At 66.8% G+C, this 25,371-nt stretch carries 20 protein-coding genes; 5 read left to right on the top strand and 15 right to left on the bottom strand.

All coding sequences use genetic code 11. From position 1 onward, the window contains the following. Window positions 1-16: 16 nt before the first annotated feature. Genes LDO13_RS02875 through LDO13_RS02865 form a run of 3 tightly spaced genes read right to left on the bottom strand, consistent with a single transcriptional unit; the run spans window position 17 to window position 7,624 of the window. The gene (locus tag LDO13_RS02875; RefSeq protein ID WP_224048574.1) at window positions 17-3,748 is read right to left on the bottom strand and encodes a 1,4-alpha-glucan branching enzyme; all 3,732 of its coding nucleotides are present in this window, start codon (window positions 3,746-3,748) and stop codon (window positions 17-19) included. A gap of 1 nt (window position 3,749) precedes the next feature. Next, the gene (gene treS, locus LDO13_RS02870) at window positions 3,750-5,546 is read right to left on the bottom strand and encodes a maltose alpha-D-glucosyltransferase (RefSeq protein ID WP_224048573.1); all 1,797 of its coding nucleotides are present in this window, start codon (window positions 5,544-5,546) and stop codon (window positions 3,750-3,752) included. Between the two features lie 5 nt (window positions 5,547-5,551). Continuing rightward, entirely contained in the window at window positions 5,552-7,624 is a 2,073-nt protein-coding gene (locus tag LDO13_RS02865; RefSeq protein ID WP_275960282.1) for an alpha-1,4-glucan--maltose-1-phosphate maltosyltransferase, read from the bottom strand. A 142-nt stretch (window positions 7,625-7,766) separates the two neighbouring features. Here LDO13_RS02865 and glgP point away from each other — a divergent pair, with 142 nt between their 5' ends. Continuing rightward, the gene (gene glgP / locus LDO13_RS02860) at window positions 7,767-10,385 is read left to right on the top strand and encodes an alpha-glucan family phosphorylase (RefSeq protein WP_224048572.1); all 2,619 of its coding nucleotides are present in this window, start codon (window positions 7,767-7,769) and stop codon (window positions 10,383-10,385) included. Window positions 10,386-10,412: 27 nt separating this feature from the next. Here glgP and LDO13_RS02855 read toward each other — a convergent pair whose 3' ends face one another. The 3 genes from LDO13_RS02855 to glgX are packed head-to-tail and all read right to left on the bottom strand — an operon-like array spanning window position 10,413 to window position 13,400. Beyond that, window positions 10,413-10,769: a barstar family protein gene (locus tag LDO13_RS02855; RefSeq protein WP_224048571.1), complete on the bottom strand. Its 357-nt coding sequence runs from the start codon at window positions 10,767-10,769 to the stop codon at window positions 10,413-10,415. 8 nt (window positions 10,770-10,777) lie between these two features. Further along, window positions 10,778-11,251, bottom strand: coding sequence for a ribonuclease domain-containing protein (locus LDO13_RS02850; protein WP_224048570.1), 474 nt, complete (start codon window positions 11,249-11,251; stop codon window positions 10,778-10,780). A gap of 34 nt (window positions 11,252-11,285) precedes the next feature. Continuing rightward, window positions 11,286-13,400, bottom strand: coding sequence for a glycogen debranching protein GlgX (glgX, locus tag LDO13_RS02845; protein ID WP_224048569.1), 2,115 nt, complete (start codon window positions 13,398-13,400; stop codon window positions 11,286-11,288). Between the two features lie 116 nt (window positions 13,401-13,516). On the opposite strand from glgX, the gene LDO13_RS02840 reads away from it, so the two are divergent. After that, on the top strand, window positions 13,517-14,320 hold the full coding sequence (locus LDO13_RS02840; RefSeq protein WP_224048568.1) for a carbon-nitrogen hydrolase family protein: 804 nt from the start codon (window positions 13,517-13,519) through the stop codon (window positions 14,318-14,320). Between the two features lie 435 nt (window positions 14,321-14,755). Here the strand turns inward: LDO13_RS02840 and rlmB are convergent, their stop codons facing one another. From rlmB to LDO13_RS02810, 6 genes are all read right to left on the bottom strand, one after another. Continuing rightward, window positions 14,756-15,742 carry a 23S rRNA (guanosine(2251)-2'-O)-methyltransferase RlmB gene (rlmB, locus tag LDO13_RS02835; protein ID WP_224048567.1) on the bottom strand — a complete coding sequence of 329 codons (987 nt, stop codon included), beginning with the start codon at window positions 15,740-15,742 and terminating at the stop codon, window positions 14,756-14,758. 123 nt (window positions 15,743-15,865) lie between these two features. Next, a complete protein-coding gene (cysS, locus tag LDO13_RS02830; protein ID WP_224048566.1) occupies window positions 15,866-17,335 on the bottom strand; it encodes a cysteine--tRNA ligase in 1,470 nt (489 codons plus the stop codon). A 55-nt stretch (window positions 17,336-17,390) separates the two neighbouring features. Then, window positions 17,391-17,720, bottom strand: a complete 330-nt coding sequence (locus tag LDO13_RS02825) for a hypothetical protein (protein ID WP_224048565.1) — start codon at window positions 17,718-17,720, stop codon at window positions 17,391-17,393. Window positions 17,721-17,763: 43 nt separating this feature from the next. Further along, on the bottom strand, window positions 17,764-18,300 hold the full coding sequence (ispF, locus tag LDO13_RS02820; protein ID WP_224048564.1) for a 2-C-methyl-D-erythritol 2,4-cyclodiphosphate synthase: 537 nt from the start codon (window positions 18,298-18,300) through the stop codon (window positions 17,764-17,766). Window positions 18,301-18,302: 2 nt separating this feature from the next. Then, a complete protein-coding gene (locus LDO13_RS02815) occupies window positions 18,303-19,121 on the bottom strand; it encodes a 2-C-methyl-D-erythritol 4-phosphate cytidylyltransferase (RefSeq protein WP_224048563.1) in 819 nt (272 codons plus the stop codon). Window positions 19,122-19,304: 183 nt separating this feature from the next. Further along, window positions 19,305-19,787 carry a CarD family transcriptional regulator gene (locus tag LDO13_RS02810; protein ID WP_024367191.1) on the bottom strand — a complete coding sequence of 161 codons (483 nt, stop codon included), beginning with the start codon at window positions 19,785-19,787 and terminating at the stop codon, window positions 19,305-19,307. A 362-nt stretch (window positions 19,788-20,149) separates the two neighbouring features. Between LDO13_RS02810 and LDO13_RS02805 the strand changes: the two genes are divergently transcribed. Beyond that, window positions 20,150-20,692, top strand: a complete 543-nt coding sequence (locus LDO13_RS02805; protein ID WP_224049642.1) for a hypothetical protein — start codon at window positions 20,150-20,152, stop codon at window positions 20,690-20,692. Between the two features lie 98 nt (window positions 20,693-20,790). Here the strand turns inward: LDO13_RS02805 and LDO13_RS02800 are convergent, their stop codons facing one another. Continuing rightward, a complete protein-coding gene (locus LDO13_RS02800) occupies window positions 20,791-21,471 on the bottom strand; it encodes a response regulator transcription factor (RefSeq protein ID WP_224048562.1) in 681 nt (226 codons plus the stop codon). Further along, the gene (locus tag LDO13_RS02795) at window positions 21,468-22,721 is read right to left on the bottom strand and encodes an ATP-binding protein (protein ID WP_224049641.1); all 1,254 of its coding nucleotides are present in this window, start codon (window positions 22,719-22,721) and stop codon (window positions 21,468-21,470) included. Before LDO13_RS02795 ends, LDO13_RS02800 begins: the two co-directional genes overlap by 4 nt. Before the next feature lie 207 nt (window positions 22,722-22,928). Between LDO13_RS02795 and phoU the strand changes: the two genes are divergently transcribed. Further along, complete coding sequence (gene phoU / locus LDO13_RS02790) at window positions 22,929-23,591, top strand: phosphate signaling complex protein PhoU (protein WP_224048561.1); 663 nt, start codon at window positions 22,929-22,931, stop codon at window positions 23,589-23,591. 76 nt (window positions 23,592-23,667) lie between these two features. Here the strand turns inward: phoU and LDO13_RS02785 are convergent, their stop codons facing one another. After that, window positions 23,668-24,414 carry a phosphoglyceromutase gene (locus tag LDO13_RS02785; RefSeq protein ID WP_224048560.1) on the bottom strand — a complete coding sequence of 249 codons (747 nt, stop codon included), beginning with the start codon at window positions 24,412-24,414 and terminating at the stop codon, window positions 23,668-23,670. A gap of 125 nt (window positions 24,415-24,539) precedes the next feature. Between LDO13_RS02785 and LDO13_RS02780 the strand changes: the two genes are divergently transcribed. Further along, window positions 24,540-25,370 carry a class I SAM-dependent methyltransferase gene (locus tag LDO13_RS02780; protein ID WP_224048559.1) on the top strand — a complete coding sequence of 277 codons (831 nt, stop codon included), beginning with the start codon at window positions 24,540-24,542 and terminating at the stop codon, window positions 25,368-25,370. Window position 25,371 lies beyond the last annotated feature (1 nt).

The following is a 25,371-nucleotide window of genomic DNA, read 5'->3' as shown; positions in this document are numbered from 1 at the left end:
AGCAGCGGGCCCGGCGTCAGCGCACGGGTTTGAAGTACGCGGCCCCCAGGGGAGGCAGCGTGACGGTGAGAGTGGCCGGCTGTCCGTCGATGTCCACGTCCGTTGCCGTCAGAGTGCCCCCGTTCAGGACGCCGGATCCTCCATACGTGTCGGCGTCGGTGTTCAGCACTTCCTGCCACTCGCCCACCGCGGGAACGCCGAGGCGGAAGTCGTTGTGCGGCCCTCCGGAGAAGTTGAAGGCGCAGACCAGCGGGTTGCCCGCGGCATCCCGGCGGATGAACGTCAGGACGTTGCGGTCCGCATCCCCGCCGTTGATCCACTGGAAGCCGGCAGGGTCGTTGTCCTGTTCGTAGAGCGCCGGCGTGGCGCTGTACAGCTCATTCAGGTCCTTGGTGAGCAGCTGCATCCCACGGTGCGCCGGGATTTCGGCCAGCCACCAGTCCAGGCCGTGCTGCTCGGACCATTCGGCTTCCTGGCCGAACTCGGTGCCCATGAAGATCAGCTGCTTGCCCGGGTGCGCCCACTGGTAACCCAGGAAGGCGCGCAGGTTGGCCAGCTGCTGCCAGCGATCCCCCGGCATCTTGCGCAGCATCGAACCCTTGCCGTGCACCACCTCGTCATGGCTGATCGGCAGCAAGAAGTTCTCCGTGTAGGCGTAGACCATGGAGAAGGTGACAGTGCCGTGGTGCCACTTGCGGTTGAACGGATCCTCGGAAATGTATTTGAGCGAGTCGTGCATCCAGCCCATGTTCCACTTGATCCCGAAGCCCAGGCCGCCCTGGCTGGTGGGCGCCGTGACACCTGGGAACGCTGTTGATTCCTCGGCGATCATGACCGCACCGGGGTGCGTCTTGTAGACCGTGGCGTTAACCTCCTGCAGGAAGGAGATCGCCTCGAGGTTCTCCCGTCCGCCAAACCGGTTCGGCTGCCATTGCCCCTCCTCGCGGGAGTAGTCGAGGTAGAGCATGGAGGCGACGGCATCCACGCGCAGGCCGTCGATGTGGAATTCGTCGAGCCAGTACAGCGCGTTGGCGACGAGGAAGTTGCGGACTTCGCGGCGGCCGAAGTCGAAGATCAGTGTCCCCCAGTCCGGGTGTTCGCCAAGGTTCGGGTCGGCGTGCTCGTACAGGGCTTCGCCGTCAAACCGGGCCAGAGCCCACTCATCCTTGGGGAAGTGCGCCGGCACCCAGTCCAGAAGCACGCCGATGCCGGCCTGGTGGAGTTCGTCCACGAGGTACCGGAACTCGTCGGGGTGTCCGAAACGCGACGTCGGCGCGAAGTAGGACGTGACCTGGTACCCCCAGGATCCGCCGAAGGGGTGCTCCGCCACCGGCATGAACTCCACATGGGTGAAGCCGAGCCACTTGACGTAGGCGACAAGTTCCTTGGCCAGTTCCCGGTAGCTGAGGCCAACCCGCCAGGAGCCGAGGTGCACTTCATAGACACTCATCGGCGAGTTGTGCGGATCCCGTGCTGCACGGGCGTCCATCCAGTCCGCGTCCTTGAAGGCGTAGGAGGGCTCGACGACGCGCGACGCCGTCAGCGGTGGAACCTCGGTTCCAAACGCCAGCGGATCCGCCTTCTCCACCCAGTAGCCGTCTTTGGTCCGGAGCTCAAATTTGTAGCACGCCCCTGCTACAACGCCCGGGATAAAGAGTTCCCAGACCCCGGAGGAGCCGAGGGACCGCATCGAGTGCTGCCGCCCGTCCCAGCCATTGAAGTCGCCCTTGACGCGCACCGCTTGGGCGTTGGGCGCCCACACCGCGAAGGACACGCCGTCGACGTCGCCCATCGTGGACTTGTAGTGCTGGACATGCGCCCCGAGCACGTCCCAGAGACGTTCGTGGCGGCCTTCACCGATCAGGTGCAGGTCCAGTTCGCCGATGGTGGGCAGATACCGGTAGGGGTCATCGGCCGGCTGCGGCGTCTGGCCCTCGTAGGTCACTTCCAGCCGGTAGTCCGGCACGTGGCCCGACTCCAGCGGCTCTAGCACGGCAACCCATACCCCGCCCGACTCGTGCGTCATCGGGAAGGTGCCGGCGGCGGTCACAACGGAGACGGCTTCGGCCAGGTGCTTGACCGTGCGGATGGTGACGTGCCCGTGGTCATCGAGGTGCGCGCCCAGGACCGAGTGCGGCGCATGGTGTTCGCCGGAGGCGACCCTGGCCAGGGTGTCCGCATCCACTGGCATGGGACTTCCTGGACGATCGATACGTGCTGAACCTGTCATTTTGATACCTTCCGCTGCGGCTTCGGCCGGGACGCCGGAGCCAGTACTGCCGAGGAGACGACGTGATGCGTGGACCGGAATGGAGAGCCAGTCCGGTCTGTTCCGTAGTTCGTAGATGACTTCGTAGAGGGCTTTGTCGAGCCAAAGCGCCACGAAGAGGGGCGAATCACGGTCGATGCTGCCGGGGATGACTTCCGCGTAGCCGGCCAGGAAGGCCTCGGCGCAGTCATCGACCCAGGATTCCGGGACGTCCGCGGCCGGGTGCTCCCGGACGGCCGCGCCGGCGGCGTAGTCAAAGGACCGCAGCATTCCCACGACGTCGCGCAGCGGGACGTCCGGGAAATTGCGTTCCGAAATCGGCCGGAGCGGCTCGCCCTCGAAATCGAGGATGGCCCAGCGCGGGGCTTTCCCGGGTCCGCCCGGAACCTGGAGGATCTGGCCCAGGTGCAGATCGCCGTGGATCCGTTGCAGGGGGCCGGCGCCGCTGCCTTCGAGCCGGACGAGGAGGCTGTCCAGCGCTTCACCGTAAGGGCCGACGGCGGTTCCGGCCTGCGCCCAGGACTGCCGCACGCGCTCGGCCACGCCGGGCGCAATGTCGCGGCCGGGAACGGATTCGGAGGCGACGCCGAGTGCCTCTGCCAGCCGGCGGTGTACCGCGGCGGTGGCGGCGCCCAGCGCGTGGGCCTCCGCGGTGAAGTCCTGTCCGCTGCTCGCCGCGTCGACGGCGAGCCGCCAGGCATCCAGCCCGCCGGCAAGGAACTCGTGCGCCACTGCCAGTTCGCCGAGCGCGCGGCCGGTGCCGTGCTGCCCGGGCGGGTACTCCCACTCGCCGGTGACCCAGCCGAGGGTGGCGGGTACTTCGACGGTGTGTCCTGCGGTCAGGGCAGCACCGATTTCCACCTCCGGGTTCTGGCCTTCGGAGAGCACCCGGAAGAATTTAAGGATCGCAGCCGACTCGCCGTCGTCGACGATCACCGAACTGTTGGACTGCTCCCCGGAGAGGACCTTCACGACGCCGGTGGCACGGGGCAGCACGTAGCCGGACTCAACGAGGTGGCCCGTAGCATTCCCGGACGGAGTGCTGCCGCCGTTGCGCATCAGTTCCAGCCACGCCGCGATGAACGCAGGGTCGTGGACGCCGTCGTAAATCCACCGGGCGTCGGGCGCCCCGTCGGCCTCCGATCCCGCGGGTCCGGCGGAACCGGCGGGTCCTGAAATCTGCCCGATCAGCGCTGATTCCGCCCCCGCCAGGGGCGCGCTGCGGATGCTGAGCGGGACCTGGACGACGTCGGTGCGGGAGCCGTCCGGCGTCGGGTAGCTCACGGCCAGCAGCAGCACCTCGAGCCCGGCACCGTCTGCACGGTCAGGTCCGGCAAATCCGGCAGGACCGCCGGCGAGGCTCAGGCCCCCGGCCGGCTCGAAGCTGAACGCCGCGCTCTTCACGGGGAACCAGCGCTGGAGTGGAAGCCAGCCGCCGAGCAGTCCGCTCAGGGCAGGGGCAAGGGTCGGTCGGGTCATCTCAGCCTTCGATGGACAGGATAGGCATGGCCTGCGTGTGGGGCGACGCCGGGTTCGAGGAGGCCGAGCGGATCCGCAGCCAGAAGAAGTCGTGGCTGCCCAGGGTCAGCGTCAGCGTTCCATCCTCGGAGATGGCCGGGAACGCCTGCCCGCCGAACACGTCCCGGAGGCCGCGGCCGGCGAACCTCGGAACCCGCAAAGTCGTGGCCACCGGATGCTGGGACAGGTTGAAGGCGCACAGGATAGTTTCGCTGTCCTCGCCGGCCGAGTTGCCTTCCTTGAGCTCGCGCAGGTAGGCGAGGACGACGTCGTGGTCCGCTTCGACGTGCTCGAAGGCGCCCAGGCCGAAGGCGGGGTGGTTCTTCCGGACACTGAGGATCTGACGGGTCCAGCGCAGCAGCGAGCCGGAGTGGGCCGCCTCCGCTTCGACGTTGGCCATGCTGTAGTTGTAGACCAGCGACTGGATCACCGGGAGGTAGAGCTTGCCGGGGTCTGCGTGGGAGAACCCGGCGTTGCGGTCCGGGTTCCATTGCATCGGGGTACGGACCGCGTCGCGGTCCTCGAGCCAGATGTTGTCGCCCATGCCGATCTCGTCCCCGTAGTACAGGAACGGGCTGCCTGGCAGGGAGAGCAGCAAGGCATTGATGAGTTCGATCTCGGAGCGGGAATTGTCCAGCAGCGGCGCGAGCCGGCGCCGGATCCCGATGTTGGCGCGCATGCGCGGGTCCGGGGCGTACCAGCCGAGCATGGCGGCGCGCTCGTCGGCGGTGACCATTTCTAGTGTCAGCTCGTCGTGGTTCCGCAGGAACGTGCCCCACTGGGCGCCGTCGGGGATGTCCGGGGTGTCCTTCATCGTTTCGATGATGGGCGCTGCCTTCTGGTCCCGCAGCGCGTAGTACAGCCGCGGCATGATCGGGAAGTGGAACGCCATGTGGCATTCCGGTTCCTCCTGCGTGCCGAAGTACTCCACCACTTCAGCCGGCGGCTGGTTGGCCTCCGCGATGATCACACGGCCCGGGTAGCTTTCGTCGACCATTTTGCGCAGCTTGCGCAGGAACTCGTGGGTCTGCGGCAAGTTCTCGCAGTTGGTGCCCTCTTCCTCGAAGAGGTACGGGATGGCGTCCGCACGGAATCCGTCGATCCCTTGGTCCAGCCAGAACCGCACGACGTCGAAGAGCGCGTCGATGACTTTGGGGTTCTCAAAGTTCAGGTCGGGCTGGTGGCTGAAGAAGCGGTGCCAGAAGAACTGGCGGCGGATCGGGTCGAACGTCCAGTTGGATTCTTCGGTGTCCACGAAGATGATGCGGGCGTCTTCGTACTTTTCGTCCGTGTCGCTCCAGACGTAGAAGTCGCCGAAGGGGCCCTCCGGGTCCTTGCGGGATTCCTGGAACCACGGGTGCTGGTCCGAGGTGTGGTTCAGCGGGAGGTCGATGATCACCCGAACGCCGCGGGCATGGGCCTCGGCGACGAGCCGCTTGAAATCGCTGATCGTGCCGAATTCGTCGAGGACGGAGTTGTAGTCGGAGATGTCGTAGCCGCCGTCCCGGAGCGGGGACTGGAAGAAGGGCGGGAGCCAAAGGCAGTCGACGCCGAGCCACTGCAGGTAGTCCAGTTTGTCGATCAGCCCGTGGAAGTCACCGGATCCGTCCCCGTTTCCGTCCGCGAACCCCCGGACCAGCACTTCGTAGAAGACCGCCTTGCGATACCAGTGCGGATCATGCTGGAGGCCGGGCGCGTTTAGTTCAAAAGTCCCTTTCGGGCTGAAGTGCTGGTTGGGGTTCGTCGGGCTGAAACTCACTCGTGCTACCTCCGGATGTTCAAAATGTGCGCGGGTTCAACATGGGCGTCGAGGCGAACATAGTTGTACTCGCCCCATTCCCAGCTTTCGCCGGTCAACAGATCATCCACCATGAAGCGGCCGTTGTGCGTCAGGTTCTCCGGGTCCAGCTCCAGCGCCGCCAGGTCCAGGGTCACCGTGCTTTCACGGATGCCGTGCGGGTCCACGTTGACGACGACGATGAGTGTGTCTTTCGTGCCGTCCGGAAGGGTCTTGTGCTTCGAGTAGACGACAGTGGCGTTGTCCGTGCTCGCGTGCACCGTCAGGTTCTGCAGGTCCCCGAGGGCGGGGTGTGCCCGGCGGATCGCGTTGAGCCGGGTGAGGTACGGGGCCAGCGTCCGGCCGGACTCTGCCGCAGCGTCCCAGTCACGGTCCTTGTACTCGAACTTCTCGTTGTCGATGTACTCCTCGGCGCCGGGCCGGGCCACGTGCTCGTAGAGTTCGAAGCCGGCGTAGACGCCCCAGATGGGACTGGCCGTGGCAGCCAGCGCGGCCCGGATCTTGAATGCGGGCGGCCCGCCGTACTGCAGGAATTCGGTGAGGATGTCCGGGGTGTTGACAAAGAAGTTCGGCCGGAAAAATGCGGGCGATTCGTGGCTGACTTCCTGGAAGTACTCCTCCAGTTCCTCCTTGGTGTTCCGCCAGGTGAAGTAGGTGTAGGACTGCTGGAAGCCTGCCCGGCCCAGTGCGTGCATCATGGCCGGGCGGGTGAACGCCTCGGCGAGGAAGACGACGTCGGGGTGCTTCTTGTTGACCTTGGCGATCAGCCACTCCCAGAACCACACAGGTTTGGTGTGCGGGTTGTCGACGCGGAAGATCTTGACGCCGTGGTTCACCCAGAGCAGGACGATGCGCAGGATCTCGTTGGAGAGGCCTGCGGGATCGTTGTCGAAGTTGAGGGGGAAGATATCCTGGTACTTCTTCGGCGGATTCTCCGCGTAGGCGATGCTGCCGTCAACACGGGTAGTGAACCACTCGGGGTGGCTTCCGACCCAGGGGTGGTCCGGTGCCGCCTGCAGCGCGAGGTCCAGGGCGACTTCCAGCCCCAACTCCCCGGCCCGCGCCACGAAGGCGTCGAAGTCTTCAAATGTGCCCAGGTCCGGATGGATGGCGTCATGGCCGCCCTCCTTGGCACCGATGGCCCAGGGGGAACCCGGATCGTGCGGCCCGGCCAGCAGGGTGTTGTTCGGGCCCTTGCGGTGCTGGATGCCGATCGGGTGGATCGGCGGCATGTAGATGATGTCGAAACCCATGGCCGCGACGGCGTCGAGCCGCTTGGCGGCCGTGCGGAACGTGCCGGAGGTCCACTCGCCGGTGGCGGCGTCGCGGACGGCGCCTTCGGACCGGGGGAAGAACTCGTACCAGGAGCCGCGGCCGGCAAGCTCGCGCTCCACCAGCAGGGGGTAGTTCTCGGAGACGGTGACCAGTTCGCGGATCGGCTGGCGGTCGACGACGGCGGCCACGTCCGGGCTGAATCCGGCCGCGAGACGCTCCTCGGGCGTCTTGCCGGCGTCGTTGAGCCCGACGACGGCCATCCGCAACGTCCGCCGGTCGGCGGACGGACGGGAGGAGTCCTCGGAGGCTTCGGAGAGCAGCGCGGCACCCTCGGCCAGCATCAGGTCGACGTCGATGCCGGCTTCGATCTTGACCTCGGCGTTGTGGTGCCAGGTGCCGTAGCGGTCGTGCCAGGCCTCGATCACGAACGACCAGTTGCCCGTGGCGGTCGGGGTCAGCAGGCCTTCCCACCGGTCGGTTCCCTTGCCGCGGTTGCCGCGGGGCGGGGCGAGACGGACGCGCTGGCGTTCTTTTCCGCGGGGATCCAGCAGGACGGCGCTGACGCCGAGCAGGTCGTGGCCTTCGCGGAAAGCAGTGGCACCCACCACCAGGGTTTCTCCGACGACGGCCTTGGCGGGGAATTTCCCGCCCTCGACCGCAGGCTGAACGGCGGTGATCGGAAAACGGCCAAAACGAAGGCCTTCCGTGATCAGGGCCTTCGGCTTTTGCTTGGACACGGCACTGGTTCGCGAGTTAGTCGTCACAGGCTCGACGTTATCGACAAATCGGCCAGATTGCTAAGGCTGCTCAGTTTTTCCGGAGGATTTCCGGAAGCCGGTCCGTCATTTATACAAAAGAGACTTAAAGCGGTTCCGGGCCCCCGACTTGTCGGTTAGTGTTTCGCTGGTGAAGGCAATCCGCAGATTTACCGTCCGAACCGTTCTTCCCGAGCCGATCCGGCCGCTGGCCCGGCTGGCCACCAATCTTCGGTGGTCCTGGCACCGGCCCACACGACAGCTTTTCGAGGGCCTGAACCCGAAGATCTGGGCCGAGAGCTCCCACGATCCGGTGAGCTTCCTCGGCCTCGTCAGCCGGGAGGAACTGCAGCGTCTCGCCGCGGACCAGGACGTGGTGCAGCGGGTCCACGCTGCCGCCGAAGACCTCGACCAGTACCTCGAACAGCCCCGCTGGTACCAGAGCCTCGGCGACGGTGCCCCGGCGTGCATCGCCTACTTCTCCCCCGAGTTCGGCATTACCGAGGTGCTGCCGCAGTACTCCGGCGGCCTCGGCATCCTCGCCGGCGACCACCTCAAGGCAGCCTCGGACCTGGGAGTGCCGCTGATCGGCGTCGGCCTGCTGTACCAGGCCGGCTACTTCAAACAGTCCCTGTCCCGTGACGCCTGGCAGCAGGAAACGTATCCTGTCCTGGACCCCGACGGGCTGCCGCTGACCCTGCTGCGCGAGGCCTCCGCCGACGGCAACGGCAAGCCCATCCAGATCTCGCTGCCGCTCCCGAACGGGCGCCGCCTGCTGGCGCACGTCTGGCGCGCCGACGTCGGGCGTGTGCCGCTCCTGCTCCTGGACTCCAACGTTCCGGGCAACGACGAAGCCGCGCGCGGCATCACCGACCGTCTGTACGGCGGCGGCGGCGACCACCGCCTCCAGCAGGAACTCCTGCTCGGCATGGGCGGCGTCAAAGCCCTGCGCGCCTTCCAGAAGCTCACCGGCAGCCCTGCCCCGGAAGTGTTCCACACCAACGAAGGCCATGCCGGTTTCCTCGGAGTGGAGCGGATCCAGGAAATGATGTCCGCCGCGGACCCGCTGAGCTGGGAAGAAGCCCTGGCCGCCGGCCGCGCGTCCACCGTGTTCACCACCCACACCCCGGTCCCCGCCGGCATCGACCGCTTCGAGGTCTCGCAGATCCAGCACTTCTTCGACGCCGGGCTGGCGCCCGACGTTCCGGTGGCCAAGATCCTGAACCTCGGCCGCGAGGACTACACCGACGGCAATCCGTTCGTGTTCAACATGGCCGTCATGGGCCTGCGGCTGGCCCAGCGCGCCAACGGTGTCGCCAAGCTGCACGGTGTGGTGTCGCGCGGCATGTTCTCCGCGCTGTGGCCGGGATTCGACCACTCCGAGGTGCCCATCACGTCGGTCACGAACGGCGTGCACGTGCCCACCTGGGTGGATCCGCGCGTCTCCGCACTGGCACGTGACCAGTTCGGCGCCGACGCGGAAGAGCAGGGCCGCTGGGACCTTGCCTACAACGTCAGCGACGAGGACGTCTGGGCCCTCCGCCGCGAAATGCGGGTGTCCCTCGTGGAGGACGTCCGCCGCCGTCTCCGGGCCGCCTGGAAGAAACGTGGCGCGGCCGACGCCGAGCTCGCCTGGACCGATTCCGTGCTGGACCCGGACATCCTGACCATCGGTTTTGCCCGGCGCGTGCCGACCTACAAGCGGCTCACCCTGATGCTGCGCGAGCCCGAGCGGCTCAAGGCGCTGCTGCTGCACAAGACGCACCCGATCCAGCTGGTCATCGCGGGCAAGTCGCACCCTGCCGACGACGCGGGCAAGAAGATGATCCAGGACCTCGTCCGGTTCACCGACGATCCTGCGGTGCGGCACCGGATCGCGTTCCTGCCCAACTACGACATCGCCATGGCCCGGACCCTGTTTCCGGGCTGCGATGTGTGGCTGAACAACCCCCTGCGTCCGCTGGAGGCGTGCGGAACCTCCGGCATGAAGGCGGCCCTGAACGGCTCGCTCAACCTCTCCGTCCTGGACGGCTGGTGGGATGAGATGTACGACGGCGAGAACGGCTGGGCGATTCCGACAGCCAACAACGACGCGTCCCCCGAGGAACGCGACGACATCGAGGCCGCTGCGCTGTACGAGCTGCTGGAGACGCAGGTGGCCCCCCGCTTCTACGGGCTCACGGTCTCCGACGGCGCCGGCGCGGCCGGGCCTTCCGCGTCCGGGCCGCAGGCGGTCCCCACGCACTGGGTCTCGATGATCAAGCACACCATGTCCCACCTGGGCCCGGCTGTGTCCGCGGACCGGATGCTCAAGGACTACGTCAACGTCCTGTACCGGCCGGCCGCCGTCGCCGGCCGCCGTGCGGTGGCGGACAATTTCGCCGAGGCCAAGGCCCTCGCGGCCTGGACGTCCCGGGTCCGGGCCGCGTGGCCCCAGATCCAGGTGGAGCATGTGGACTCGGTGGGTGTCTCGGAGGACCCGCAGATCGGCGACATGCTCCAGGTCAACGCCTACATCGCCCTGCGCGACCTCACGCCGGATGACGTGTCCGTCGAGGTGGCGTACGGCAAGGCCGAGGACAGCGACGAACTGGCCGACGTCACGGTGGCGGAGCTGAAGGCGATTGAAGACCTCGGCAAGGGCCGGCACCTTTTCAGCGGCACCGTGGTGATCGACCGGTCCGGTTCCTTCGGTTACACAGTCCGGGTGCTCCCGAAGCACACGGCACTCGCGTCCAAGGCGGAACTGGGCCTGATCGTCAACGCCTGACCAGTAGCTCCGCCAACCGCGTGCCCGTTAGAGGCAGACGGCGATGACGGCCAGGTTCTTTCCGGAATAGCGTTCGGCGTCCTGCAGGATTTCGCAGATGACGCCGAAGGAACGGTCGGCGCGGAAGACGGCAGGGACTTCCCAGATGAACGTGATCGGGGCCTGGCCGTCGTCGGAAACCGCGTCGGCGAAGTCGTGCAGGGAATCGTTGAGGGCGTCGAGGTTCACTCCGTAGTCCTCCGGGAAGTCCAGCGTCTCCGCGAACGTCTCGAGGACAGTCCGCTTGGTGTCAGCGGCGGGAATCAGCACCGTGCGCCGGCCGGCGTCGGCCACCAGGGCCTGCAGTTCCTCGATGGTCCAGGTGTCTGCGGAATAGATCTTCATGGGTTCCCTTATTTGCCTTCGATGATGAATGTGAACGAGTTGTAATGGTCCGCGGTGTAATATTTCTCGCCCGCTTTTCCGGCCACGATCCGGCGTGCTCCGCGGTCGGATTCACCCGGTGTCGGGACCGTGTATTCCTTGTAATAGCCGGAGGACTTCCGCGGAAGAATGCGCTCGAAATTGCCGAAAGTGACATCGTCGCGGTTGTAGGGATAGGGTCCGCCCCGGGCGATGAGCGCCAGTGTCCGGCGGGCTTCGTCGGGAAGTTCCGAGGCCCGCACTTCCGGCAGGCCGGACGTGTTTGTGACGTCCGGCGCCGGGGACTGTGCGGTGCCCGGCAGGCTGGTGCCCGGCAGGCTGGTGGCCGGCTGGCCGGCGTCGGGCGGGGCCGATCCCGTCTGCGGCAAACCGGCAAGCACGAACGCCAGCACCACCAGCCCGGCCAGCAGGGCAAGCAGGGCCGTCAGCCGCTGGAGCTTCACTTGTGGTTCCCCTATGCCTGAATCGAGGGCCGAACTATGTGCGGTAGATGTTGATGGAATTGGCCTGCACGACGTCGCGCTCCCCCGAGGCGACGCGGACGCCCTGGCGCCGGTCATGGAGCCCTGACGTGGTCAGGCGCAGTTCGAAGAGCCGGTGGCCGGTGCCGTCCTCGTTGCTGAGCGGCGGCAGCGTCACCTTGACGTCGCTGGTGCCGCCGTTGACCACCACGAGTCCGTCCACGTGGCCGTCGTCGGAACCGAGCAGGAGCTGCACCACCCGGTGCCCCGGATCCTGCCAGCTGTGGCCGGCCATCGGCTCGCCGCGCTCGTCGAACCAGTGGAAGTACGACTGTTTTTCGCGGGTCGGGTAGTCGTGTGGCTGCCCGGCCAGGAATTCCTTGCGGAGCCGGATCACGCGTTTGGTGGTGCGCAGCATCGAGTGTGATTCCGGGGTGCTGGTCCAGTCGATCCAGGTCATCGGGTTGTCCTGGCAGTAGGCGTTGTTGTTGCCCTGCTGGGTGCGGCCGATCTCGTCGCCGGCGGTGATCATGGGCACGCCTTGGGAAATCATGAGCGACGCCATCAGGTTGCGGCTGGACTGCGCACGCCGGGCGAGGATGTCCTCGTCCTCCGTGGGGCCCTCGAAGCCGTGGTTGTAGCTGCGGTTGTCGCCGTGGCCATCCCTGTTCTGTTCCCCGTTGGCCTCGTTGTGCTTGCGGTCGTAGGACACGAGGTCGGCCAGGGTGAAGCCGTCATGCGCCGTGATGAGGTTGACCGAGGCGAGCCGGGACCGGCCGGACGGCTCAAACAGCCGCGCGGAGCCGGAGAGTGCATCGGCGAGGCGGGCGACCGAGCCGCCCTGACCGCCGGCGTCGATCGCGGCGCGGTCGGCGAGCCAGAAGCTTCGGACGGCGTCGCGGAAGTGATCGTTCCAGTCCACCCAGCCGGCCGGAAAGCGGCCGGTCTGCCAGCCGCCATAGCCGATGTCCCAGGGCTCTGCGATGAGTTTCGTGGCGGACAGCACCGGGTCGGCGCCGATCGCGACCAGGAACGGGTGCCGCGGATCGAATTCGTTGGCGGCGTTGCGGGCCAGCGTCACCGCGAGGTCGAAGCGGAAGCCGTCGATGTGGAATTCCGTCACCCAGTAGCGCAGGGAATCCAGGACCAGCTGCACCACCCGGGGCTCGCCGAAGTTCAGGCTGTTGCCGCAGCCGGTGGTGTCCACGTACTTGCCGTGGCCGTCGTTTCGGTAGTAGGTCATCTCGCCCAGTCCGCGGAAGCTGAGCGTCCGGCCGTCCGGGCCGCCCTCGGCGGTGTGGTTGTAGACGACGTCGAGGATCACCTCGAGGCCGGCGGCGTGCAGCAGCTTGACCATGCCCTTGAACTCGTCCTGGACTGCCTGGGCGCCCGCCGCCTGCGCCGCCTGCGTGGCGTAGCCGGGGTGGGGGGCGAAGAACGCGGCTGTGTTGTAGCCCCAGTAGTTGGTCATGCCGAGGTTCTGCAGGTGCGGTTCGTCCACGTGGAAGTGCACCGGAAGGAGCTGGACGGCGGTGACCCCCAACGCGATCAGGTGCTCGATCATGGCCGGGTGGGCCAGCCCGGCGTAGGTGCCCTGGAGGTCTTCGGGGATGTCCGGGTGGAGCTTGGTCTGGCCGCGGACGTGCGCCTCGTAGATGATGGTGTTGCGCCACGGAACCCTGGGACCGCGGTCGTTGCCCCAGTCGAAACCGCTCTCCATCCGGACGCTCGTGATGAAATCGTCGCGCTCATCCACGGCCCGGCCATAGGGGTCCAGCAGCAGCGGCTGCTCGCCGATGACGTCGAAGTCAGTCGAGGGCATGGACAGCGGGAGCGCCTCGTGGTCCGGGGAGGCCCGGAACCCGTAGCGCGAACCGGCCGGGATCCCTTCGACGATGCCGTGGTGCACGCCGTCGGTGACGTTCGGCAGGGTCTTCAGTTGCCAGGTGCCGCCGGGCGCCTGGTAGGCGATCTCGAGGGTGGTCACGCCCGGTGCGTAGACAGCGACATTCGCGAAGGCACCCCGAGGGTCGTCCGTTGCCGGCGAACCGGTGACCGGAACGCTGATTCCCAGCGGAAACGCGCGCGAGGCGTCTACGGTGGAAGCTGTGTCTACGTAGGGCATAACCATTGCTTAAAGTTTAGCGGGGCCGAACAAATGACCCCGGTTCCTGATTTCCTGACGAAGTGCAGTGTACGGAATAGACGCGTTGCATACTGGAACAAGCGCCGAAATTGGAGGTAATAGTGCGGATTGCACTCGCTCAAATCATTACCGGACGCGATCTTGCCGGAAACCTGGCCCTCGTGGCGGACTACGCGGCCCGGGCCAAAGCCGGCGGGGCCGAGCTCGTGGTGTTCCCCGAGGCCACCATGCGCGCCTTCGGCAACTCGCTCCTGGACATCGCCGAGCCGCTGGACGGCCCGTGGGCATCGCAGGTGCGGGCCATCGCGGCGGAACAGGACATTGTGATCGTCGCGGGCATGTTCACCCCGGGCTCCGCGGACGACGGCGGCAAGGTGCGCAACACGCTGCTGGTCACCGGCCGCGGCATCGAGTCCAGCTACGACAAGATCCACCTCTTCGACGCCTTTGGCTTCGCGGAATCAGACACAGTCGACGCCGGCACCTCGCCCGTCACGTTCGAGTTCGACGGCGTGACGTTCGGCCTGGCCACCTGCTACGACATCCGCTTCCCGGGCCTGTTCACCGAAAACGCGGACCGCGGCGCCCAGGTCAATATCGTCTGCGCGTCCTGGGGCTCCGGCCCCGGCAAGGCCGAGCAATGGAAGCTTCTGGCCCGGGCCCGCGCCGCGGATTCCACCACCCTGGTCCTTGCCTGCGGCCAGGGTGATCCGGCCAGCCAGGGAATCGAGCCCAAGGGCGCGGCGCCCACCGGCGTCGGGCACTCCGTCGTAGTCTCCCCCTTCGGAGAAGTCCTGGAAGAGCTCGACGGCGCCCCCGGCCTCCTGTTCGCCGACCTGGACCCCGCCGTCGTCGACGAAGCCCGCACCAAACTCCCGGTCCTCGCCAACCGCCACAAGTTCTAGGCAGCTTCCGCCGGTTAGCCGTGGTCACCTTCGCCATGGTTACCTTCGCGGACACCGGAGCTTTGCCGTGGTCACCTCCGCGGACACCGGCGCCTTGCCGTCGCTTAGACACCTCCCGACGCCTACTTCGGCCGCTGGGCGGCCTCATCCGGCTCTGGTCGGCGATGCGCTCCTTGCAAGCCCCCGGCACCCGCTCGAATTCAACTCACCTGTGTCGAGGTACTTCGGGAAACGACGTTCCCTCACCTTTCGCCGTTTAACGGGAAACGCTCCCTCACGAGACGTGAGAGAGCGTTGCCCGAATTGTCGCCATAGGTGCGGGAGCGTCAGAGCCGGTACCGGCGGAGCCAACCACGACTAAGCGACGGCAAAGCTTTGGTGCCGGCGGGACCGAACCACAACTCAGGTGACGACAACCGCCACCTGAAGCGAAGGTTACTTAGCCGCCCGTTGGCGGGAGATCTCGTAGAGGGAGATGCCGACGGCCATGGAGGCGTTGAGCGATTCCATGGCGGAGTCGATCGGGATGGAGACGATCTGGTCGCAGTTCTCGCGGACCAGGCGGCTGAGGCCCTTGCCCTCGGAACCGACGACGATGCAGACCGGCTCTGTGGCCAGCGCAAGGTCGGGCAGCGAGACGTCGCCGTCGCCGTCGAGCCCCAGAACATAGATGCCCATGTTCTTGAACGCCTTCAGCGTGTTGTTCAGGTTGGCCGCGCGGGCCACGGGGACGCGGACGGCAGCGCCGGCGCTGGTCTTCCAGGCCGAGGCGGTGACGCCGACGGACCGGCGCTCCGGGACGATGACGCCGTGGCCGCTGAACGCCGAGACGGAGCGGATGATCGCGCCAAGGTTGCGCGGATCAGTGATGCCGTCGAGCGCGACGAAGAGCGGCGCGTTGGCGACGTGGCCCTTCTTCCAGGACTCGATGGTCTCTTCCGCGAGTTCGTAGGCGTCCTGGTACTCATACGGCGGGATCTGCAGCACAAGGCCCTGGTGGATGGCGTCGTCCGTCATCCGGTCGAGTTCCGGCTTGCCGGTTTCGAGCAGCGGGATGCCGCGCTCTGCCGCCAGCTTGAGGGATTCCTTGACGCGGTCATCCATCTCGATGCGGATGGCGACGTGCAGGGCCTTGGCCGGGATGCCGGCGCGGAGTGCCTCGACGACGGAGTTGCGCCCGGTGACGACTTCCTCCGTGGCGCGGCCCTTGGGGCCGGAGCGGGCACCGGGGTTGCGCGGGGCTCCCGGGCGTTTGGCGGCGGAGCGTTCCGCGAGCTGCTTGTTCTTGTGGGCCTTGTGATACGGGCGGTCCTCCGCCTTCGGCGTCGGCCCCTTGCCCTCAAGAGCCTTGCGGCCATGGCCCCCGGTTCCGACGGAGGGGCCCTTCTTCAGTTTGACCGAGCGGCGACCGTTGTTGGCCATGAGTTTCACCCTTTTAACTACGCGATTCGTTGATAAGTCTGAACTCCAGTCTACTGACTCGCGTTAAATCCTCGACCGCAGGGTGTGGCGGTGCCCCGGTTCAGCGCCCACAACGGCATAGGGTCAGCCGCGTTTGAGGCTCCAGTTTGCGCCGTCGGGGCCGTCCTCGACGACGACGCCGGCGGCGGCGAGAGTATCGCGGATGGCATCCGATGCAGCCCAGTCCTTGCTGGCCCGCGCTTGCGCCCTGGCCGAGAGCTGCGCCTCAACGAGGACGCCAAGCGCGGTGGTGCCCTGTTCATCCACTGCCGGCGCCGCAGCGTCATTGAGACCAAGGACACGCAGCATGTCGGTGACGCTGGCAAGTGCCGCCCGGGCGGCGTCGAGCTCCCCGGCGGTCAGCGCGGTATTGCCCGCCCGCACGGTGTCGTGGAGTACCGCCAGTGCCTGCGGGACGTTGAGGTCATCGTCCATCGCGGAGGCAAAGGCGTCCGGGACGGTGCCGTAGCTGGCGAATCCGACGCTTGCGGGGGTGCCGCCGTCGACGCCAGCAAGGGTCCGGAGAGCGCGGCTGATGAAACCGTCGATGCGTTCCATGGCCGCTCCGGCTTCCTGCAGGGACGTCGGCTGGTAGTCCAGCACCGAGCGGTACTGCGCCTGGCCGAGGTAGTACCGGACCACACGCGGCGAGGCGAGTTCCAGCATTTCGGCCGGGCTGACGGTGTTGCCGATCGACTTGGACATCTTTTCGCCGGCGTACGTGACCATGCCGTTGTGCATCCAGAAATTGGCGAAGCCGTGGCCGGCAGCCTGGGACTGGGCCATCTCGTTTTCGTGGTGCGGGAACCGCAGGTCCAGCCCGCCGCCGTGGATGTCGAACTCGGTGCCGAGGTACTTGGTGACCATCGCGGAGCATTCGAGGTGCCATCCCGGACGGCCGGCGCCCCACGGCGAGGCCCAGCTCGCCGTCGTCGGCTCCCCCTCCTTGTGGCCCTTCCAGAGCGCGAAGTCGCGCGGATCCTTCTTCCCCCGGGGGTCGGCGTCGGGAGCCCCCTGCATGTCGTCGATCTTCTGCCGGGTCAGCGAGCCGTACTTGGCCCAGGAGCGCACGTCGAAGTACACGTCGCCGGAATTATCCAGGGCGGGGTACGCATGGCCGCGGTCGATCAGCTGCTGGATCAGGGCGTGCATTTCCGGGATGTGGCCGGTGGCGCGCGGTTCATACGTGGGGCGGGAGACGCCCAGCGTGTCGTAGGCCTTGAGGAATTCCTGCTCGTAGCGGTAGGCAAGTGCCCACCATTCCTCCTCGCGGACAGAATCCGGCTCGTCTTCAAAGTCCGGGGCGAAGGAATCCGCCGACTTGGCCAGGATCTTGTCGTCGATGTCGGTGACGTTGCGGACCGCGGTGACGCGGAATCCGCGGTACTGCAGCCAGCGGGTGAGCTGGTCGAAGGCGATGGCGGAGCGGATGTGCCCGACATGCGGCATGCCCTGCACCGTGGCACCGCAGTAGTAGAGGCTCACTTTGCCCGGAACCAGGGGGACGAAGTCGCGGACTTCGGCGGATGCAGTGTCATAGAAGCGCAGGGTCACCGCTCCAGATTAGCCGATGGCGTTCCCGCCCCGGAGTGCGGACCGCGCCGGATGCCTACTTGCAGTGCTCGCCGATCTTGTTCATCTGTTCGGCGAGCTGTTTGGTCTGTTCGTCGCTTTTGGCGCCGAGGGAGGACCCGGAGACGTCCTTCATAACGTCAGCCATCTTCTGGATGGGCGCCGCCACCTCGGGCGCCACCTTGTCCGCGACTTCCTGGTAATGCTTGGCGATCTGTTCCGCCTGCTGCTGCTGGTTGCCGGTGGGGACGAACGTGTCCTTGTTGAGGAACGCGCAGCTGTCCGGGATGCTCATCTTCGGCGTTCCGGCGCAGCCTGTCAGCAGCAGTCCGGCCACAAGTACGACGGCGGGCAGCAGCTTTGTCACGGGGAGTCTCCTGGTGTCTTGCGGATGGGATCTGCAATCAAGCCTAGGCGACCGACCCCGGATCCGCCGAGGGGGCGGGGTAGACGAGGGCCGTTGCCGTGGCGGAAATGCCCTCGCCGCGGCCGGTGAAGCCCAGGCCGTCGCTGGTGGTGGCCGAGACGCTCACGGGAGCGCCCGCGGCCTCGCTCAGGACCCGCTGGGACTCTTCGCGGCGGGGGCCGAACTTGGGCCTGTTGGCCACGAACTGCACGGCGATGTTCCCGATCTCGAAGCCTGCGGCACGGACAATCCGCGCGGCTTCGGCCAGTAGGGTCACACCGGAGGCCCCGGCGTACTTCGGCCGGTCGGTACCGAAATGCGTCCCGAGGTCCCCGACGCCGCAGGCGGAGAACAGTGCGTCGGCGGCGGCATGGGCGACGGGGTCGCCGTCGGAATGGCCGGACAGTCCGCGTTCCCCGTCCCAGAACAGCCCGCCAAGCCAGAGCGGCTGGGGAGCGTCGTCGGGGGCGTAGGCGTGGACGTCGATGCCGATGCCCGTCCGCGGGATGACGGGCATCGGGGTGTTCTGGGTTCCGGACATGTTCAGCCTTCCACCCAGCGGGCACCCAGCGGGCCTTCGAGGAGCCCCTCGGCGATGATCAGGTCCAGCGGTGTGGTGATCTTCAGCGATTGGCTGGCTCCGCGCACCGCGTGGACGGGTACGCCGAGGAGTTCGACCAGCATGGCGTCGTCCGTGACGGCGGCCGCCTGGCCGGCGTCGAACGAGGCCGCTGCCTCGTGGGCGCGCCGGAGCGTGGCAAGCTCGAAGCCCTGCGGGGTCTGCACGGCCCGCAGGGTTTCCCGGGCCGCGGTGCCGGTGACGAGCTCGGGGGCGATCGCGGCGCCGTCTCCGGCGGTCGGTTCCACGGTCTTGACCGTGTCGACGACGGGGATGACCGGGATGACGGCCAGGGCGCCGGCAGCGAGGGCATGGGACACCCGGTGGAAGACGGCCTCGGGCGTCAGTGCGCGGGCGGCGTCGTGGACCATGACGGCTTCCGTGGCCGGCAGGAGGGCTGCCAACGCGGCGCGGACCGACTCGGCGCGGCTGGCGCCGCCGTCGACAATGGTCACGACCGGAAGCTGGCTGGAGTCCCCCGCGTCAGGCGTGCGCAGGCGTTCGGCCTTGAGGTCCTGCGCGAAGCCGTCGCAGAGCGCGTGGAGTTCCCGGTCGCCGGGCGGGATGGCGACGCAGATCTGCTGGGCGACGCCGGCCGCCGCGACGCCGCGCAGGGCGTGGGTGAGGATGCTGTCTCCGCCCAGCGGAACCTTGGCTTTGGGCATCCCGTAGCCCAGTCGCTGGCCGGAGCCGGCGGCCACGACGATGACCGCGGTGACGGGGTTTCTCGGTGCAGAGTCCATGCGCACAAGACTACGTCCCCGCGCCCGGCGCATCCCACTGAGCTATTAGTTCTGGTGCTTTGGGGGCGCTCAGAGGGACCACAAGTGACAGAGCAACCAGGGGTGGCGGCTGAATGCGGGCAAGAAGAAACCCCGGCAGCGGTTACGCCACCGGGGTTCGATTCTTGTCTTTTCGACTGTTACTTAGGAAGCCAGGACCTCGTCGAGAACGCTTGCAGCCTTCTCTTCATCAGTCTTCTCAGCCAGCGCCAGTTCTGAAATCAGAATCTGGCGGGCCTTGGCCAGCATGCGCTTCTCTCCTGCGGAGAGACCCCGATCGTGATCGCGGCGCCACAGGTCGCGGACGACCTCTGCCACCTTGATGACGTCACCGGAAGCAAGCTTCTCCAGGTTTGCCTTGTATCGACGTGACCAGTTGGTGGGCTCTTCAGTGAACTCGGCCCGCAGCACTTCAAACACGTGCTCCAGACCTTCTTTGCCCACTACGTCCCGGACCCCAACCAGGTCAACGTTTTCTGCTGGAACTTCAATGGTCAGATCACCCTGAGCCACCTTGAGCTTGAGATACATCTTCTCTTCGCCCTTGACAGTGCGCATCTTGATTTCTTCAATTTTGGCTGCACCGTGGTGAGGGTAAACTACTGTCTCGCCGACCTCAAAAACCATGTGGACATTCCCCTTTCCCGCAGACCAGTTTATCACGTTTAAGGCATACGTCTGCCATGGAACGCACCCAAGAACCGCATGAATACGGGGAAAATGGCCTTAAACAGCCCCTCCAAACCCTTGACGAAAGCGGATATTAGTGCATTGCACTCCCTTTGCCAAGGGCCCGCACCATCCCCGCAAACGGCCTTCCGGCCGCGGATCCGGCGGCATCGTGCACGGCAATGCGCAACGCTGTTCGTGCGGCTATGTGAACGGCTCTGTGTACCGCCCGAATCATCGTTTGGCGCGGATTGCCGATAGGCTATGGCTGAATAATGTTCCAAGACTCTCAAGGAGTGCGTGACGTGGGTTTCACTGCGATGAACCGGGGCCAGCGCGGCAAGCTGGCAATGGCAACGGCGGCTGTGGCCATCGGCCTGCTGTCCGTAACGGGCTGCGGCTACATCAACCCCCAGCAGACCACCGAGCATTACGCTGCTTCGGACGGAACGCAGGCCAATGTTGGCCCGCTGCAGCTCCGCAACATGATGATCATCTCCGGCGGCGAAGACAAGCCCGGCCGCGTGCTCGGCGCTGTCTACAACTCGTCCTCCGAAGACGTGACGCTGACCATCGTCGGCGCCGCCGGTTCCCAGACACGGGTCCCGGTCAAGCAGAACTCCTACACGCTGCTCAACGATTCCACGGACGAGGCCATCCTGAGCACCACCGGCGGCGCTCCGGGATCCCTCGTTGAGGTCAGCATCTCCGAGGACGGCACCAACCAGAACGCCAAGTTCAAGGTTCCGGTGCTGGACGGCACGATTTCGGACTACGAGCAGTACCTGCCGGCAGGCAGCGAGCCCACGGGTTCGGCCACGCCGACGTCGACCCCGTCGCCAACGAGCAGCGCAAACCACTAGCTTCCACACAAAAGGAGGGGCACCCGGCCGGGTGCCCCTCCTTTCGTCTGTGCCCTCCCCGGCCCGGCTGCCGCCGCCGGGCTGCAGTTCCTCCCGGCTTAGGGGTCGAACTTGTAGCCGAGGCCGCGGACCGTGATCAGGTGCCGCGGCGCCGAGGGGTCCGGCTCGACCTTGCTGCGAAGCCGTTTGACGTGGACATCCAGGGTTTTGGTGTCCCCCACGTAGTCCGAGCCCCAGACCCGGTCGATCAACTGCCCGCGGGTCAGGACCCGGCCGGAGTTCCGCAGCAGCATCTCCAGCAGCTCGAATTCCTTCAGCGGGAGGGAGACCTGCTCGCCGCTGACAGTGACCACATGCCGCTCAATGTCCATCCGGACCGGTCCCGCCTGCACAGTGCTGGACACCAGTTCCTCGGGCTCGCTCTGGCGCCGCAGCACGGCCCGGACACGGGCCACCAGTTCCCGGGACGAGTAGGGCTTGGTGACGTAGTCGTCGGCGCCGAGTTCCAGCCCCACGACCTTGTCGATCTCCGCGTCCTTCGCCGTCAACATGATGACCGGGACCGACGAGCGCTGCCGCAGTTGCCGGCAGACCTCAGTGCCCGACTGCCCGGGCAGCTGCAGGTCCAGCAGCACCAGGTCGGCGCCGTTGCGGTCGAATTCGGTGATGGCGTCAATTCCGTTGTCCACCACCTCCACCTCGAACCCTTCCTTGCCCAACAGATAGGACAACGGGTCGCTGAACGACTCTTCGTCCTCGACAACTAGAATCCTGCTCAAGCGGTAGCTCCTTGCTCATGGGCGCCTGCGGCGTCGCGTCGTATGGATCGTGGGTTCGGGGACGGGTTGTGCTCCGCAGCATGGGAGGCCGCACGGGCCGCCGGGCCGCGCGCCTCGGCACCGTCGTCGTCCTGGCCTTCCAGCTCCGGAAGCCGGATGGTGAAGGTGGAGCCCTGGCCGGGCTTGGACCAGAGGGTCACCTCGCCGCCGTGGTTGGCCACGACGTGCTTGACGATGCTCAGGCCCAGGCCGGTGCCGCCGGTATGGCGGGACCGTGCGGCGTCCACGCGGTAGAAGCGTTCAAAGACGCGTTCCTGGTCCTCCGGGCTGAGTCCCTCGCCCTGGTCCGTCACGGACACGGCCACGAGGCCGTCCTTGGACCGGATGCCGATCCCGACCCTGGTGTTTTCCGGGGAGTAGCGGATGGCGTTGTCGATCAGGTTGCGCAGCGCCGTCACCAACTGGTCCTGGTCGCCGTAGACCTTGGCGTCCGCATGCCCGCCGACCACCAGCTCGATGGACTTGCTTTCCGCCGGCAGCTGGGACCGGTCCACCGCCTCAGCGACCACGGTGTTGATGTCCACCGCCCGTCCCTGCTGCGCGACGTTGGCGCCCTGCAGCCGGGAGAGCTCGATGATGTCCTGCACCAGGGCGGCCAGCCGGGCGGATTCCTTGTGGGTGCGTTTGGCGAAGCGTCGCACGGCCTCCGGGTCATCCGCAGAGGACTCAAGCGCCTCCGCCAGCAGCGAGATGGCCCCGACCGGGGTTTTCAGTTCGTGCGAGACGTTGGCGACGAAGTCGTTCCGGACTTCCTCCGTGCGGGTGACCTCGGTCCGGTCGTCGGCGAGCAGGAGGATGTACTCCTCCGCAATGACGGCCGCCCGCACCTGCACCACGATGGTGCCCTGGCCCAGCGGACCCCTCGGCAGTTCGAGGAGCCGTTCGAGGATGACGCCGTCGCGCCGCACTTTGGCCGTCATCTCCAGCAGCTGCTGGTGGACCAGGGTGTGGCCGCGCACCAGGCCGTAGGCGTAGGCGGCGGGGCTGGCCCGGACGACGCCGTCGATCGCGTCCACCACTACGAAGGCCCGGCCGACGGCGGCGAGCACCTCGGCGGCTCCCTCTGGAAGTGACGGATCCTCGAACTCGACGTCGACGAGTTTGCGCTGCTGCTCGCTGACCCGGAACGCGAGCACGCCGAAGACGCCAAGCGACAGGCCGACCAGGCCGGCGATCACGCCGATGAGCATTGGATCCACGGCTCCAGCTTATGCTCTGGTCCGCGTCAGAAACGGAAATCTCCCGCTATTCGCGCCGCGGTTCAGCTAACGTTCACCTATTGGGGCGTAACAGTTCACCGGACGCTGGAACACTTGACAGTTGGAGTGCCGAGAGGTGACCGAAATGGGCCCGCCGCTGCTGGTGGCTGGCAATATTTCCGAGGAAAGGACGCACACGTGCGCAAGGTTTTTCAGGAAGAGCTCGCCCAAGTGGGGGAACAGCTCGTCGAAATCTCGAAGCTGGTCAGTGAGGCCATCGGGAAAGCAACGACTGCCTTCGAGGGCGCCGACATCGATCTGGCCGAGGATGTCATCGCGGCCGACGCGCGGATCGACTTTCTGCAGAACAGCCTGGACGAGCGTGCCATCGACATCCTCGCCCTGCAGGGTCCCGTGGCCAGCGACCTGAGGATGATCGTGGGCTCCCTCCGGATGAGCGCATCGCTGGAGCGGATGGGCGACCTCGCCCGCCATCTCGCCCAGCTCGCGCGCCTCCGCTACCCCGCAACCGTGGTTCCCGCCCAGCTGCACGAGACCTTCAAGAGCTTCGCCGCGTACGACCTGCTGATCGCGGAGAAGCTCACCGTGCTGCTGGAAACCCGGGATCTTGAAGTGGCCCGGGACATCATGAAGGCCAACACCGCCGTGAACGATCTGCACCTGAGCGTGTTCCAGGCGATCGCCCGGAGCGACTGGCAGGAGTCCCCCGCGACGACCGTCGACGTCGCACTGGCCAGCCGCTACTTCGAGCGCTTCGCGGATCACGGCGTCTCCGTCGCGCAGAAGGTCACCTACCTGGTCACCGGCGCCTGGCAGCCGAACGGCATCGAACACAGCTAGCTCGTAACGCACGACGCCGGCCGGTCACCTTGGGGGGTGACCGGCCGGCGTCGTTAATTCCGGGTGTCGGACCGGGCTATTTCTTGCCTTGGTTGGCGACGGCCTGGATGGCCTCAGCCGCGGCCTCGGGATCGAGGTAGGTGCCGCCCGGATTCAGCGGCTCGAAGTTCTCGTCCAGGTCGTAGACCAGCGGGATGCCGGTGGGGATGTTCAGCCCGGCAATGGCTTCGTCGCTGATGCCGTCGAGGTGCTTGACGAGGGCGCGCAGCGAGTTGCCGTGGGCCGTGACCAGGACAGTCTTGCCGGCCTTGAGGTCTTCCTTGATGTCCGATTCCCAGTAGGGCAGCAGGCGGACCAGGACATCTTTGAGGCACTCGGTGCGGGGCAGGGCGTCGCCGAGGTCCGCGTACCGCGGATCATGCGCCTGGGAGAACTCTGAATCGTCGGCCAGGGGCGGCGGCGGGGTGTCGTAGGACCGGCGCCAGGTCATGAACTGCTCCTCGCCGTATTCGGCCAGCGTCTGGGCCTTGTCCTTGCCCTGCAGGGCCCCGTAGTGGCGCTCGTTCAGCCGCCAGTCCCGCTTGACCGGGATCCAGCCGCGGTCCGCCTTGTCGAGGGTCATGTTGGCCGTGTTGATGGCCCGCTTCAGGAGCGAGGTGTACACGATGTCCGGGAGGATGTTGTTCTCCACGAGAAGCTCGCCACCGCGGATCGCCTCGGCCCGGCCCTGGTCGTTCAGGTCAACGTCCACCCAGCCGGTGAACAGGTTCTTGGCGTTCCATTCGCTGTGGCCGTGGCGCAGCAGAATCAGCTTGTAAGTCATGGTTTTTATCCTAGCGGAGCGGTCCCGGACCGTGCCGTGCGTTACATCACGGGCCCAGGACCGCAGGATAGGGTGGTCTGGTGGTGCAGAAGGCTGAGCGGGTGGCGCCCCCGCAGACCCCATTCATGGAAAAACGCAGCGTCGAAAAGCGCGGCCCTGCGCAAAGCGGACCGCGCGCCGGCAGGCCGGTGGGCAACATTACCCGCGGCACCACCAACCCCAACCGGATGCGCCGACTGGACCGCTGGCTGACTGGTCCGCAGGCCTGGCGGCTGCGCGCGGCCGCCAATCCCCTTGTGGTGGATCTGGGCTACGGCGCCTCCCCGGCCACCGCCGTCGAACTCTTTGAAAGGCTGTCCGCGGTCCGTCCCGATGTGCGGGTGGTCGGCGTCGAAATCGAGCCCGAGCGGGTCCGGCTGGCCAGGGAACTGGAACGCCCCGGACTGAGCTTCCAGCTGGGCGGGTTCGAACTGCCGGTGGCCGGCCGGCCCGTTCTCGTGCGGGCATTCAATGTGCTGCGGCAATACGAGGAAGCCGACGTCGCGGCGATCTGGCGGCTCGTGCAGGGCCGGCTGGCGCCGGAGGGGCTGTTCATTGACGGCACGTGTGACGAGATCGGCCGCCGGGTGACGTGGGTGGCGCTGGACGCCCAGCGGCCGCTGAGCCTGAGCCTGTCCATGCGGTTTGGCAGTTTTGCGCTGCCCTCGGAGGTGGCCGAGCGGCTGCCGAAGGCGCTTATCCACCGGAACGTTCCCGGCGAGAACGTCCACGCCTTCCTGCAGGCAATGGACAAGGCCTGGCTGGAGGCGGCGCCGCTGGCCTCGTTTGGGAACCGGCAGCGCTGGACGGCCATGTGCCGGGCACTGCGCGACGGCGGCTGGCCGGTCCTTGACGGCCCGTCCCGGTGGCGCTTGGGCGAACTGACGGTCGGCTGGGACGCAGTCGCGCCTGGTTAGG

Source organism: Arthrobacter sp. NicSoilB4 (genome assembly GCF_019977335.1).
In the GTDB taxonomy this organism is placed as follows: Bacteria; Actinomycetota; Actinomycetes; order Actinomycetales; family Micrococcaceae; genus Arthrobacter.
This window is presented reverse-complemented; position numbering and strand designations above follow the sequence as displayed.

Coding starts and splice junctions, on each gene's coding strand:
- glgX (WP_224048569.1), bottom strand. CDS start 13,400: ATGGTTATGCCCTACGTAGACACAGCTTCCACCGTAGACGCCTCGCGC.
- LDO13_RS02810 (WP_024367191.1), bottom strand. CDS start 19,787: ATGGTTTTTGAGGTCGGCGAGACAGTAGTTTACCCTCACCACGGTGCA.
- LDO13_RS02805 (WP_224049642.1), top strand. CDS start 20,150: ATGAACCGGGGCCAGCGCGGCAAGCTGGCAATGGCAACGGCGGCTGTG.
- LDO13_RS02875 (WP_224048574.1), bottom strand. CDS start 3,748: ATGACCCGACCGACCCTTGCCCCTGCCCTGAGCGGACTGCTCGGCGGC.
- LDO13_RS02815 (WP_224048563.1), bottom strand. CDS start 19,121: ATGGACTCTGCACCGAGAAACCCCGTCACCGCGGTCATCGTCGTGGCC.
- LDO13_RS02785 (WP_224048560.1), bottom strand. CDS start 24,414: ATGACTTACAAGCTGATTCTGCTGCGCCACGGCCACAGCGAATGGAAC.
- ispF (WP_224048564.1), bottom strand. CDS start 18,300: ATGTCCGGAACCCAGAACACCCCGATGCCCGTCATCCCGCGGACGGGC.
- LDO13_RS02780 (WP_224048559.1), top strand. CDS start 24,540: ATGGAAAAACGCAGCGTCGAAAAGCGCGGCCCTGCGCAAAGCGGACCG.
- LDO13_RS02795 (WP_224049641.1), bottom strand. CDS start 22,721: ATGCTCATCGGCGTGATCGCCGGCCTGGTCGGCCTGTCGCTTGGCGTC.
- LDO13_RS02855 (WP_224048571.1), bottom strand. CDS start 10,769: ATGAAGATCTATTCCGCAGACACCTGGACCATCGAGGAACTGCAGGCC.
- rlmB (WP_224048567.1), bottom strand. CDS start 15,742: ATGGCCAACAACGGTCGCCGCTCGGTCAAACTGAAGAAGGGCCCCTCC.